This is a genomic window from Trinickia mobilis (assembly GCF_017315705.1).
Lineage (GTDB): Bacteria > Pseudomonadota > Gammaproteobacteria > Burkholderiales > Burkholderiaceae > Trinickia_A > Trinickia_A mobilis.
In genome coordinates, this window is the sequence record NZ_JAFLRF010000012.1 from 82438 (window position 1) to 94794 (window position 12357).

The 12357-nt window shown below is 65.1% G+C and carries 11 protein-coding genes; 5 read left to right on the plus strand and 6 right to left on the minus strand.

What is annotated here, in order from left to right; all coding sequences use genetic code 11:
* Window positions 1-182: 182 nt before the first annotated feature.
* From J3489_RS18350 to waaC, 4 genes are all read right to left on the minus strand, one after another.
* A complete protein-coding gene (locus J3489_RS18350) occupies window positions 183-770 on the minus strand; it encodes a hypothetical protein (protein ID WP_207000343.1) in 588 nt (195 codons plus the stop codon).
* 446 nt (window positions 771-1216) lie between these two features.
* Complete coding sequence (gene waaA, locus J3489_RS18355; RefSeq protein WP_207000345.1) at window positions 1217-2521, minus strand: lipid IV(A) 3-deoxy-D-manno-octulosonic acid transferase; 1305 nt, start codon at window positions 2519-2521, stop codon at window positions 1217-1219.
* Between the two features lie 91 nt (window positions 2522-2612).
* Window positions 2613-3494 carry a Kdo hydroxylase KdoO gene (gene kdoO, locus J3489_RS18360; RefSeq protein WP_207000347.1) on the minus strand — a complete coding sequence of 294 codons (882 nt, stop codon included), beginning with the start codon at window positions 3492-3494 and terminating at the stop codon, window positions 2613-2615.
* A 23-nt stretch (window positions 3495-3517) separates the two neighbouring features.
* Window positions 3518-4513, minus strand: coding sequence for a lipopolysaccharide heptosyltransferase I (waaC, locus tag J3489_RS18365; RefSeq protein WP_207000562.1), 996 nt, complete (start codon window positions 4511-4513; stop codon window positions 3518-3520).
* Window positions 4514-4860: 347 nt separating this feature from the next.
* Here waaC and J3489_RS18370 point away from each other — a divergent pair, with 347 nt between their 5' ends.
* The gene (locus J3489_RS18370; RefSeq protein WP_207000349.1) at window positions 4861-5610 is read left to right on the plus strand and encodes a DUF2242 domain-containing protein; all 750 of its coding nucleotides are present in this window, start codon (window positions 4861-4863) and stop codon (window positions 5608-5610) included.
* A 61-nt stretch (window positions 5611-5671) separates the two neighbouring features.
* Here the strand turns inward: J3489_RS18370 and J3489_RS18375 are convergent, their stop codons facing one another.
* The gene (locus J3489_RS18375; RefSeq protein ID WP_207000351.1) at window positions 5672-7066 is read right to left on the minus strand and encodes a phosphomannomutase/phosphoglucomutase; all 1395 of its coding nucleotides are present in this window, start codon (window positions 7064-7066) and stop codon (window positions 5672-5674) included.
* Between the two features lie 191 nt (window positions 7067-7257).
* Between J3489_RS18375 and J3489_RS18380 the strand changes: the two genes are divergently transcribed.
* From J3489_RS18380 to galE, 4 genes are read left to right on the plus strand one after another with little or no spacing between them, the layout of a single operon-like run.
* On the plus strand, window positions 7258-8514 hold the full coding sequence (locus J3489_RS18380; RefSeq protein WP_207000353.1) for an oligosaccharide flippase family protein: 1257 nt from the start codon (window positions 7258-7260) through the stop codon (window positions 8512-8514).
* Window positions 8511-9344, plus strand: coding sequence for a glycosyltransferase (locus J3489_RS18385; RefSeq protein ID WP_207000356.1), 834 nt, complete (start codon window positions 8511-8513; stop codon window positions 9342-9344). Before J3489_RS18380 ends, J3489_RS18385 begins: the two co-directional genes overlap by 4 nt.
* Before the next feature lie 56 nt (window positions 9345-9400).
* Window positions 9401-10543 (plus strand): glycosyltransferase family 4 protein, encoded by a 1143-nt coding sequence (locus J3489_RS18390; RefSeq protein WP_207000358.1) that lies wholly within the window; start codon window positions 9401-9403, stop codon window positions 10541-10543.
* Between the two features lie 12 nt (window positions 10544-10555).
* Window positions 10556-11578 (plus strand): UDP-glucose 4-epimerase GalE, encoded by a 1023-nt coding sequence (gene galE / locus J3489_RS18395; RefSeq protein ID WP_207000359.1) that lies wholly within the window; start codon window positions 10556-10558, stop codon window positions 11576-11578.
* Window positions 11579-12249: 671 nt separating this feature from the next.
* Here galE and J3489_RS37685 read toward each other — a convergent pair.
* On the minus strand, window positions 12250-12357 hold a 108-nt coding region (locus J3489_RS37685), incomplete at its 5' end, for an SDR family oxidoreductase (RefSeq protein ID WP_242540119.1).

Here is a 12357-nt window from a genome sequence, read left to right on the forward strand (position 1 = left end):
GAGGGCGACCACGCATTTCTGGCCCATCTGAGCAGCGACTTTCGCGCGTTGGTCGGGAGAATGGACCGAAGCGCAATTCAATCCCGGGGTGACCCATGAACCGCTACGCCGTCGCGCGACGCGGCTGGAGCATGCGTTGACCCAGGACCTCGTTCGATTCGGCAAGCCGTGCTTTTGCTGCCCTAATGACCCAAAAAATGATATCCAGAAGCCGTATGTGTTCTCTGGTATCCCATCACGTCATGCGGCACGCTGGTGCCTATGTGCCATGCCCCTCCTGCAAGGTAGGCGACTGCACATGTTTGCTCGAAATGGCCGGCTACCGATCCCGCGTAGGGTTCGCTTACCTGCTGATTAGCCGCAACACCACCGGGCACGTTTCCGCTGTAGTCGTGAATGATATTGCCGCCCTGTATATAAACGCTGCATCCGCCCAAACTTTCAGTGAACACGTAATTCGCGCCAGCCGGTAGAGGTGCGGTGTTCCGACCGCCCATGGGCGGACCCGCGAGCCACATCGCAGTGATGCCATGTGTATACCGTCCCGCAGCTGTGCCTCGATGCGCCATGACGGTGAGTAGCACCAGAACGGCAGCACCCTGCACATGGACCTCATTTCCCGCCGCCATGGGCTGCAGATCGAACTGATATAGCTGGCCGTTGGTCAAGCGTCTTCCGCCGGGATCTGTAAAGTCGGTCGGCACGATAATGGAACGAGTCGCCAGATAGTTGGCGACATTGTGCATGAACAACTGGTTTTCCCCGTCCATACCCCCCTCCAGGCACGATATGTGTAAACCAGGCCGGGGTTCCAAGCCGAAATCGCCGGTTTTCCGTCAGGCACGCCAAGCCGGCATTGCTGCGGGTCGTCGCCGCACAGTGGGTTTCCGGCGCTGGCCCGCTGCTGGCGAAACCCATCTTGCGCGGCCAGAACATGCACGGAAAACCGTGTCGAATAGCCGTCAGCAGACGGAAACCTCGCTGGCCTCCCTTTCCGACGGCATTTTCGGCGGTTCCGGCTCAGAACCCCGCGGCGGCACGCGTGCGCCGCCCTTCATCAGCATAGACGACCGTAGCCGCCACGGGCCGCGATTTTCACGAGTGAAAACGGCCGGCACCGCGAGATCATCGAACAGTTACACGATCACGCGGACTCAGAGCAGCATTTGATGCCGATTCTTTTTCGCGGACCCACCGAGCTCGCACGCCAGCCCGACTAGTCTTCCAACAGCGCCGTCAACACCTCGACCGTGCGCGCCGTCGCCCCGCGATGCCGCGCCGCGAACGCGGAAGCGGCGGCCGCCATTGCGGTGCGCCGCGGCTTGTCGGCGAACAGCTCGCCGAGCCCCTTCGCCAAGTCTGCCGGGTCCGCCACCTGCACGGCAGCGCCCGCCGCAACGGCATCCGCCGTGGCCTGCGAGAAATTGAACACGTGCGGCCCGATCAGCACCGGGGTGCCCACGCCGCACGCCTCGATCAGATTCTGTCCGCCGAGCGGCAGCAGACTTCCGCCGATGAACGCGACGTCCGACGCCGCGTAGTACGCGCCGAGCTCGCCCATCGAATCGCCGAGCAGCACGGTCACGGTCTCGGGCAAACGCCGCGGCGTCGCCGCTTGCGCCGCCGCAGCGGCCGCCGGCTGCGCCCATTGGGAGCGCCGCTCGTAGCGCAATCCGCGTTTCTCCAGCAGCGCCGCCACTTCGTCGAAACGCTGCGGATGGCGCGGCACGAGGATCAGGAGCGCGTCTTCCGTCGCGAGCGCCGCGAGCGCATCGAGCACCAGCGGCTCCTCGCCTTCGCGCGTGCTCGCCGCGACCCATACCGGCCGTGTGCCGATCGCCGCTCGCCACGCATGGCCGCGCGCGACGAGTTCAGGCGGCGTCGCCATGTCGAACTTCAGGTTGCCGAGCACCGCGAGGTTGCGCGCGCCGAGCGCCGTCAGCCGCTCGGCGTCGGACGGGCTTTGCGCGAGCACCCGCGAAAAGCCGCCGAACACGTCGCGCGTCGCATTGCCGAACCGTGCCGCGCGCTTGTACGAGCGCGCCGACATCCGCGCATTGGTCAGCACGAGGGGCACGCCGGTGCGCCGGCATTCGTCGATCAGCGTCGGCCAGACTTCCGTTTCCATCACGAGGCCGAGCGACGGACGCCATGCGTGCAGAAACCGTTGCACCGCATGAGGCATGTCGTACGGGAGGTAGCAGCGCAGCACGCGGTCGCCCCAAAGCTGCTCGCCGGTCGCGCGGCCGCTCGGCGTCATATGCGTGAGGAGAACGCGCGCGTCGGGCCGCGCCTGCATCAACGCGGCAACGAGCGGCTGCGCAGCGCGCGTCTCGCCGACCGATACCGCATGCACCCAGATCAGCGGGGCCGCGTCTTCGGGCAAGCGCCCTTTAGCGCGCCCGAAGCGCTCGCCGATATGCTCGCGATAGCCGCGCTCGCGGCGCGAACGAATGAAAAGACGCAGCACCGCCAGCGGCGCGACGAGCCACCACAGCGCGCGATAGACGGCCCTCAGCATGAGCGCCCCGGCGCGCCCGGCTGCGGCGGCGCAAGCACAAGCATGCGCGCGAACCACGCTTGCGCCACGAGCGCAGGGCAGCGAGGCGCGCTCAAACCAGCGCCCGGCCCTTGAGCCGCTCGAGAATGCCGAGCGGCGCGCATTCGGGCTGCACCATCGCTTTCACCGGCAGGAAAAAAGTCTGCTCGAGCATGAACTGACCGGACATCACCGCGTGCGAAGTCTGGTCGGAAAAACAGACCCACACGCTGCCCGGCGGAAACGGCATCGTCTCCTGCGGGCTCGTCTTCTGATAGTCCAGATCGGCCTTCATGCCGTCGTGCAAATGCAGCATCAAATGGTCGTATTCGCTGCGCGGCGACTTCGTGACATGCAGCAGATCGAGCAGCCACGCGGAACCCGGCATTTGCGGCTTGATCTGCGGCAGAAAGCGCTTAGCCATGTCTTCGAACGGCTCGCCGACCCGCCACACGCGCGGCACGCCCTTCGGATTCACGTTCGTGAACACGCGCAGGATGCGCTCGCCGTAATTAGGCCGCGACGGAAACGCGTCGACGTGCAGGCGGCTGTCGTCCTTGCGCCAGGAAGTCTGCCGCGTCTCGACTTGATGCAGCCGCAGGCTCGTCGGCGCAGGTCGCATGCCTTGATACTCTGGGAAGAGGCCCTCGACGAGCGAGCGCGCATTCGCCTGATAGCGCGCGATCAGCGCCCGCACCGCCGATTGCGTGACCGCATCGCCGAGCACGCCATGAAGCGCGCCGCCGTTCGCTTCGAGGCTGATGTTCTTGCGCTTCGGATCAGCGAGCGCGGGATCGAGCAGCGCCTGCTCGCCGCCGTCGATTGCAAAGCGCAGGTTCGGGAAATACAGCACCTTGCCGCGCTCGACTGCGGCGCGCAATTGCTCGCGCGGCACCGAAAGATTTTGCGCCTGCCAATCGGCGGACGCGACTTCGACGATCTGGGATTCGTTCATGATGGGTGGCCCCGGAAGCTGTCTTACAGCAGGCCGAATCCGGCGAGCGCGGACTTCACTTGTTGAAGGGTCGGCGGCTGCCCGGCCGTGCCGAGATTGACGACGTTCGGCGACCAATATCCGCCGGTGCGCCATGCAGTCGCAAAATTGTACAACTCGACTGTCGGCCGCTTAAGCGCGGCGGCGATATGCACCAAGCCGGTATCGACGCCCACGGTGGCCGCGGCCGAATCGACGAGCCCGACCACCGCCGGCAGCGACAAGCGCGGCGGCACGATCGCCGCGGCGCCGAATTCCTTCGCGAGGCGCTCGCTCGTCGCGCGCTCCGCGTCGCTGCCCCACGGCAGCACGAGCGACGCGCCGCGCCGCACGAGCGACTGGCCGAGCTCGATCCATGCGGCGTCGGGCCATTGCTTGTCGGCGCGCGAAGTCGCGTGCACGAACACCACATACGGCACCGGCAAGTTCAGTCCGAGCGCGTTCACGGCGAGTGCGGCGCGGCGCGTGTCGAGACCGAAATCGATGTCGTCGGCGGGCTGCGGCTTCGGGTCGCCGAGCGCGGCCGCGACGAGCTGGCGCGTGCGCTCGACCACGTGCGTGCGCGGCTCGATCGGCACGCGCTTGTCGTAGAAGAAGCGCACCGGCCATTCGTAGCCGGCACCGTCCGTGCGGTTGCCAAGGCCGACGAGCGGCCCGTGCGCCCAGCTCGCCACCCAGGCCGTCTTGACGAGCCCCTGGCAATCGATCACGAGATCGTATTTCTCGGCTGCGAGCGCGCGCTTGAACGCGCCGATCTCGCGCCAGTTCTCGAACGAGGCGAGCCGCTTGCGCCAGCGCCGCAGCGAGAAAGGAATCGCGCGGCGCACGCCGTCGACGAGCTCGACGAGGCCCGCGAAACTCTCCTCGACCAGCCAATCGATCTGCGCGTCCGGGTGCCTGCGGCGAATATCGGCGATGACCGGCATGTTGTGGACGACGTCGCCGAGCGACGACACTCTCACGATTAGTATTTTTTGCACGCTCAAAGGAAACGCCGGCACGCCGGTTCGAAGGAAGTTCTAAAGGGCAGCAATTCTACCTCGCCGCGCGGGCCGGTCACTCGGTGAGCTTACGGCTTTGGCCCGACGCGAGCTTTCGATAATATTTCGTGACGCTTACAGCACCGCCATGCGACTGCGGCCGGCGGCGCAAACGCGCGCTTCAAGTGCCGGAACACATGCGCCCCGCTGAGCATTACGTTCGCCAAGCGCCCTGCCCGCAGGGTTGGGCGTTTTTGTAAGCCCTTGTGGCACAAGCGTTTTGCTTCTGCGGCGCCAACCGCACTACAATGCATGTCGTTTGCCGTCTAGCAGTCATTCTCCAGACTATGCCTACCCCGTTTTTCAACGCCCGCGCCGCGTGTGCGGTGGCCGCGCTCGCTGCGCTGGCCGCGTGCTCCAGCACCCCGAAACCGTCGAAGTATCAGCAGGAAATGTTCGATACCGGCGTGAGCCAGTTTTCCCGCAACTTCAACGCGAGCGCCGACGATGCCTGCGAGGCCGCGCGCCGCACCTTGCTGAACCAGGGCTACGTCACGAACGAGCCGCGGCCCGACTCCATCGACGCCACCAAGGACTTCCAGCAGGACGGCGACAAGCACGCGCAGGTCGAGTTTCACGTCGTCTGCGTGCCGGGCGAGGAAACGAGCGATACGAGCATCGTCTACGCGAACGCCGTGCAGAACGGCTTCGCGGTCAAGAAGAGCGATACGTCGGCGACCGTAGGCTTGAGCATCATCGGTTCGATTTCGATGCCGATCCGCTCGAACAGCGACGAAATGGTCAAGGTGTCGACCGAGACGATTCAATCCGACAAGTTCTACGACCGTTTCTTCGAGTTCGTCGACCGCTACTTGAAGACCGTGATGAATAAGGCCAACGCGGTGCCCTCTGCTGCGATCAGCAGCACCGCCATTCCGGGCGCGCCGCCGGCGGTGGCGCCTGCGCCGGCCTCGAAGGCAGCGGCCGCGTCCGCGCCGATCCCGGCGCTCGCCGACGACATCAAGACGCCGGGCAGCATAGCGCCGCCCGCGGCGCCGGCGGCAGCCGCGTCGGCGGCCAAGCCAACCTCGCCTTGATCCTCGCGCCGGCAGCGGCGGGGCGCGGCGCGCCCGAGCCCCGCCGCGCCGGTCACGCTTTTCAGAACGGCAGCTTCGCGTCCGGCTTCGCCGCGACGATCACGCGCCGGAAATCTTCCTGAATCCGCTTGAGCGCCGCTTCGTTGTCCGCCTCGAAGCGCATCACGACGACCGGCGTCGTGTTCGACGAGCGCGCGAGGCCGAAGCCGTCCGGATACTCCACGCGCAAGCCGTCGATCTTCACGACGTCGTCCGCGCCCGTGAACTGCGCCTCTTTCTGCAGGCGCGCGATCAGCGCGAAGTTTTCGCCTTCTTCGAGCTTCAACTGCAGCTCGGGCGTGGAAAGCGAATTCGGCAGGCTGTTCAGGAGCTTGCTCGGGTCTTCCACGCGCGACAGGATTTCGAGCAAACGCGCGCCCGTATACAGGCCGTCGTCGAAGCCGTACCAGCGGTCCTTGAAGAACACGTGGCCGCTCATTTCGCCCGCGAGCGGCGCGCCCGTCTCGCGCAGCTTCGCCTTCACGAGCGAGTGGCCCGTCTTCCACATCAGCGGCTCGCCGCCCTGCTCGCGCACCCACTTGGCGAGATTGCGCGTGCACTTCACGTCATAGATGATCTGCCCGCCCGGGTTGCGCGACAGCACTTCCTGCGCGAGCAGCATCAGTTGGCGGTCCGGATAGATGATCTGGCCGTCCTTCGTGACGACGCCCAAGCGGTCGCCGTCACCGTCGAACGCAAAGCCGATTTCCGCATCGGTCGATTGGAGCCCGCGGATCACGTCCTGGAGATTCTCCGGGTGCGCCGGGTCCGGGTGGTGATTCGGGAAGTTGCCGTCGATTTCGGTGAACAGTTCGACGAGCTCGCAGCCGAGCGCCTTGAAAAGCCGCGGCGCGAGACCGCCCGCCACGCCGTTGCCCGTATCGACGACGATCTTGAGCGGCCGCGCGAGCTTGATGTCGCTCGTGATGCGCTGCAGATACGCATCGGCGATGTCGTACTGCTCGAAGCGGCCGCCGCCTTCCGCGAAATTGCCGTCGACGATGCGCTGGTAGAGCGCCTGAATCTGGTCGCCGTAGATCGCCGCGCCGCGCAGCACCATTTTGAAGCCGTTGTAGTCGGGCGGATTGTGGCTGCCCGTCACGACCATGCACGAATCGACCTTGCGCTCGCCGCCCGCGAGCTTGAGCGGCACGCTGGCCGCGAAGTAGCCGACCGGCGTCGGCACCATGCCGATGTCGACCACGTCGACGCCAGCCGAGCGCAGACCGTCCGACAACGCCGCAATCAGCTCCGGTCCCGACAAGCGGCCGTCGCGCGCCACGACGACGGCGTCGCCGCCCTGCGCGCGGATTTCGCTGCCGAACGCGCGGCCGATTTGCCGCGCGACATCCGCATCGAGCGTCTTGCCGACGACGCCGCGAATGTCATACGCCTTGAAGATGGATTGGGAAATCATGGTTGGGCTCTCAGTTGCTTGCGAAAGGTGGGAAGGGAAAGCCGGGGCGCACAACGACACGATGCGTCGGCGCCGGAAGCGAGCCGGTTCCAACTTATAATTGCGGTTTTGAGAAAAGCGTCAGACGCGCCCATTTTAATGCTTAGATGCTCTCCTGCCGCAACGTTGCCGACGCATTTTCCGTACCGCGCATGCTGAAGCGCTTCGCGAATCAAGACGTCGCGAAAGCCGTCGCGAACATCGTCTGGCTCGGGCTCGAGCGCTTCACGCAAATCGGCGTCGCGATCGCGGTCAGCGGCATGCTCGCGCGTTATTTCGGTCCCGACGTGTTCGGCAAGTGGCAGTACGCGAACACACTCCTGCTCGTGCTCGCGCCGATCACCTGGGTTTGCGGCGCAGAAATTCTCGTGCCGACCATCGTTCATCGTCCGCCTGCGCAACTCGGCACCGTGCTCGGCAGCGCGTTCGTGCTGCGCCTGATCGTCTCCGCCGCCGCGTTGCTGCTCACGTGGGCCGGCATCGCGGCCGGCGCCACCGATCCGCTCGTCGGCGCGATGCTCGCCGGGCTCGCCGTCACGATGCTGTTTCGCGAGCCGTTCGTCGGCGTGATCAACTCGTGGCTGCAGAGCATGACGTACAGCAAGCCGCAGCTGCTCACGAGCATGACGACAGCGCTCATCAAGGCCGCGTTCGTCTACGTGCTCGTGCGCGCCGCCGCGGCGCCCGCGCGCTTTTCGTGGCTGTGGGCGGCCGAATCGGCGGCGATCGGCATCGTGCTGGTCCTCTATTACATCCATAGGAACGGCGGCAAGCTCGGCTGGCACGTCGATCGCTCGCTCTTTCGCCACTTCGCGACTTCGGGCACGGTGTTCTGGATCGGACTCATCTGCATGTATCTGTTCCTGAAACTCGACCGGCTGATGCTCGAGCGCGCGATCTCGTTCGCCGATCTCGGCCGCTACTCGGCCGCGCAGCAGATCAACGAGAACTGGATCGCGCTCGCGCTGATGCTCGCGCAGACCATCGCGCCCGCGTTCGTCTATCGCGTGCAGGACGTCGCGCAACTGCGCCGCAACATGTGGCGGCTCACGCTCATGGCCGCGGCGCTGATGATCGCGGGCGCGTCCGTCCTCGACCTGCTCGCGCACCTCATCATTACGCGCGTGTTCGGGCCGAACTACGAAGGCGCAATCGACATCTTCCGCTGGGCCGTATGGCTTTCGGTGCCCGCGGGCGTCGAAGCGATCGGCAACCTCGTCGTGCTCAAATACCAGGCGAAGTTCGTGCTGCTGTCGAAGTGGCTCTTCGCGCTCGCGGTCGCGTTCGTCGCGAATCTGCTGCTGATCCCTCGCATCGGTTCGTACGGCGCGCTCGCCGGGCTCGCGGCCGGCTATCTCGCAGCCTGCTCGGTCAACCTCTACTACATCCGCTACAAGCTGCGCCCATGACGACGACCTTTCCTTCCACCGTCGTGAATGTCGTGCTCGACGACGTCGCCGTGCTGCTGCCCGCGTACAACGGGCAGCAAGACGTCGAGCGCACGCTCGCGTCGTTCGTCGAGAGCGCACCCGTGCACGTGCTGATCGTCGACGACGGCAGCACGCCGCCGATCGTCGCGCCGACGCTGCCGAGCCTGTCGATCGAAGTGCTGCGCATGCCGGTCAACGGCGGCATCGAGCGCGCGCTGCAAGCGGGCATCGACGCGCTTGCCGAACGCGGCTACCCGTACGCCGCGCGCATCGACGCAGGCGACCTCGCCGCACCGGGACGGCTCGCGAAGCAGCGCGCGTATCTCGAAGCGCACCGCCACGTGGCCGCCGTCGGCATGTGGACGCAGGTCGTGACGCGCGACGGCAAGCCGCTCTTCATGCTCGCGCCGCCCGCCGAGCCGCGCGCGATTCGCCGCACGCGCTTCTTTCGCGTGCCGCTCGTGCATCCGGCGACGATGCTGCGCGTCGCCGCCGTGCGCGAAGTCGGCAACTATCGAGCAAAATACCGCGCGGCCGAAGACCTCGATCTGTTCCTGCGCCTGATGGAGCGCTACGACTGCGCGAACCTGCCGGAACTCGGCCTCTACTACGAACTGAACGAAGGCGGCATCAGCGCGACGAAGCGGCGCCGCCAAGTCGCTTCCACGCTCGCGCTGCAACTGCACTACTTCAATCCGCTCAACCCGTACGACTGGGCCGGGCTCGCGAAGAACCTGCTCCATTTCGTGACGCCCTACACGATGCTGCAACGGATCAAGCGCTCGCTCTTCGCGACGCACACCGCTTAAGCGGCAGCGCGTTCACGCCGCCGCCCTCCCCTTCCATGAACCGCACGAAGCCCCGCATGAAGCCAGCTTCCAAGCCGCTTGCCATCAGTCTCGTCTGCAACACCGCGTGGGCGATCTATACCTACCGGCACGGCCTGATCAAGATGCTGACCGGCAAGGGCGCCCAAGTGACGGTGCTCGCGCCGCGCGACCGGACGTTCCCGCTGCTCGAACAGATGGGCTGCCGCTGCATCGACCTGCCCGTTTCATCGAAGGGCACCAATCCGCGCGACGACTTGCGCACGCTCATCGCGCTCTATCGGCTGTACCGGACCCTCAAGCCGAGCCTCGTCTTCCACTACACGATCAAGCCGAACATCTACGGCTCGATCGCCGCGAAGCTCGCGGGCGTGCCGTCGGTCGCGGTGACGACCGGGCTCGGTTACGTGTTCATCCGGAAGAGCCGCGCCGCGCAAGTCGCGAAGCAGCTCTACCGCTTCGCGTTTCGCTTCCCGCGCGAAGTCTGGTTCCTCAATCGAGACGACCAGGCGGCCTTCCTGAACGAGCGCCTGCTCGCGCATCCGGAACGCGCGCGGCTCTTACACGGCGAGGGCGTCGACCTCGAGCACTTCGCGTACGAAAGTCTGCCGGAAAAAAAATCAGAATTTATTTTTGTATTAATTGGGCGCTTGCTTTGGGATAAGGGCGTCGGCGAATATGTCGAGGCCGCGCGGCGCCTGCGCGCGAAATATCCGCAGGCGCGCTTTCAGTTGCTCGGACCGGTCGGCGTCGCGAATCCGAGCGCGATTTCGCAAGCGGAAGTCGAGGCGTGGCAGCGCGAAGGCCTGATCGAATATCTGGGCGAAGCGCACGACGTGCGCCCGCACATCGCGAACGCCGACTGCGTCGTGCTGCCGTCCTATCGCGAAGGCGTGCCGCGCACGCTGATGGAGGCGTCGGCGATGGGCCGCCCGATCGTCGCGACCGACGTGCCGGGCTGCCGCGAGGTCGTCGCCGATGGCGTCACCGGCCTGCTGTGCGAAGTGCGCAACGCGGAAAGCCTCGCGGCGAAGCTCGCGCAAATGCTCGACATGAGCGTCGACGCGCGGCGCGCGATGGGCGAGAACGGCCGACACAAAGTCGCGGCAGAATTCGACGAGGCAGGGGTCGTCGAGCGGTACAAGGACACCCTGCGCACGTGGACTGGCGCATCACTCTGACGGAGAACAGCAATGGCAGACAAGGGCACGATTCTGGTGACGGGCGGAGCGGGCTACATCGGATCGCACACGGCGGTCGAATTGCTCAATGGCGGCTATGACGTCGTAATCGTCGACAACCTCGTCAACAGCAATCGCGAAGCGGTGAAGCGCGTCGAGACAATTGCGGGCAAGCCCGTTGCGTTTCATGAAGCCGACGTGCGCGACGAAGCCGCGCTCGCGCGCATCTTCGATGCGCATCCGATCACCGGCGCGATTCACTTCGCGGCACTGAAGGCGGTCGGCGAATCGGTCGCGAAGCCGATCGACTACTACCGCAACAACATCGACAGCCTGCTCGTGCTGCTCGACACGATGCGCGCGCGCAACGTGAAGCAGTTCGTGTTCAGCTCGTCGGCGACCGTTTATGGCGTGCCGAAAAGCTCGCCGATCGACGAATCGTTCCCGCTGTCCGCGACGAATCCGTACGGCCAGAGCAAGCTGATCGCCGAGCAGGTGCTGCGCGACCTCGAGATCTCCGATCCGTCCTGGCGCATCGCCACGCTGCGCTATTTCAACCCGGTGGGCGCGCACGAGAGCGGCTTGATCGGCGAGGACCCGGCGGGCGTGCCGAATAACTTGATGCCATACGTCGCGCAGGTCGCGGTCGGCAAGCTCGCGAAGCTGCGCGTGTTCGGCGGCGACTACGACACGCCGGACGGCACCGGCGTGCGCGACTATATCCACGTGGTCGACCTCGCACGCGGGCATACCGCGGCGCTCGATGCGCTGAAGACACGCGATGCGAGCTTCGTTGTCAACCTCGGCACCGGCCAGGGATATAGCGTGCTCGAAGTGGTGCGCGCGTTCGAAGCGGCATCGGGGCGCCCGGTGCCGTATGAGATCGTCGCGCGGCGGCCCGGCGACGTGGCCGAGTGCTATGCGAACCCGGCGGCGGCCGAGGCACTGCTCGGCTGGCGCGCGCAGTACGGCATCGAGCGGATGTGCACCGACCATTGGCGCTGGCAGTCGACGAATCCGAACGGCTTTGACTGACGGCCATGGATCGACACGAGCGACATCGCAGTCGTCCTGGTGCAGCGTATAGAGTTCGCTTTCACACGAAGCCGAGCTGCCCACACGCACGTGTTCAGGGCCGAGTCCAGATTCAGGCCCTTGCCCGGTTCTACCGTCGTTTCTTCTTTACGTTTGCGAGGCATAAAGCGGCTCCTGGCGCGTAGAACCCATTTGCCTCACTGATACGCATGTCGTTTTTCGCTGAATTTGACGCAGTGTCACGACGCGTAACGGTTAATTCTTCCCTCCCAGCCCCTGGCTTTTTTAGTTTTTTTTGCCTTATTTTTAGGGTGCCATACTTGGCTCACTGGTGGTTGATCGAAAACGGGCGGCAGCTTGCGCAAGCTCGGCATTCTTATAGCTATAAATCCAAGAGGAGGTGCCGAATTGAACAGTTTCGATACAGCAATCCAGACTCTCGTAATATCGGCCCGGCAACTACTGGCAATAGTGCGAGCTTCGGTGCAAGCATGACGGATGGACCGATTGAAAAGCGATTCGCAAGGAGATCACCATGCCTCGCGAATTCGCGAAATCGTGCAGCATCGAGGCGTTCACTATGAGCCTTCTGGTCCGGTCGACGTAGCCGGACCATTCGTCGTCCAGACTGACGAGGGTGACCTCCAAGACCCATCGCGCACATCTCCAGATCAGCGCATGCCTCCACTCGCGATAAGATGTCCACCCGTCATCCAGCGCGCGTCGTCCGACGCAAGAAACACGGCGATCGACGCGATGTCATCCGGCTGACCCAACCG

Excerpts from the sequence above, each read along its gene's own strand:
- galE (WP_207000359.1), top strand. The coding sequence starts at position 10,556 with ATGGCAGACAAGGGCACGATTCTGGTGACGGGCGGAGCGGGCTACATC.
- J3489_RS18370 (WP_207000349.1), top strand. The coding sequence starts at position 4,861 with ATGCCTACCCCGTTTTTCAACGCCCGCGCCGCGTGTGCGGTGGCCGCG.
- J3489_RS18380 (WP_207000353.1), top strand. The coding sequence starts at position 7,258 with ATGCTGAAGCGCTTCGCGAATCAAGACGTCGCGAAAGCCGTCGCGAAC.
- J3489_RS18390 (WP_207000358.1), top strand. The coding sequence starts at position 9,401 with ATGAAGCCAGCTTCCAAGCCGCTTGCCATCAGTCTCGTCTGCAACACC.
- kdoO (WP_207000347.1), bottom strand. The coding sequence starts at position 3,494 with ATGAACGAATCCCAGATCGTCGAAGTCGCGTCCGCCGATTGGCAGGCG.
- waaA (WP_207000345.1), bottom strand. The coding sequence starts at position 2,521 with ATGCTGAGGGCCGTCTATCGCGCGCTGTGGTGGCTCGTCGCGCCGCTG.
- J3489_RS18375 (WP_207000351.1), bottom strand. The coding sequence starts at position 7,066 with ATGATTTCCCAATCCATCTTCAAGGCGTATGACATTCGCGGCGTCGTC.
- J3489_RS18385 (WP_207000356.1), top strand. The coding sequence starts at position 8,511 with ATGACGACGACCTTTCCTTCCACCGTCGTGAATGTCGTGCTCGACGAC.
- J3489_RS18350 (WP_207000343.1), bottom strand. The coding sequence starts at position 770 with ATGGACGGGGAAAACCAGTTGTTCATGCACAATGTCGCCAACTATCTG.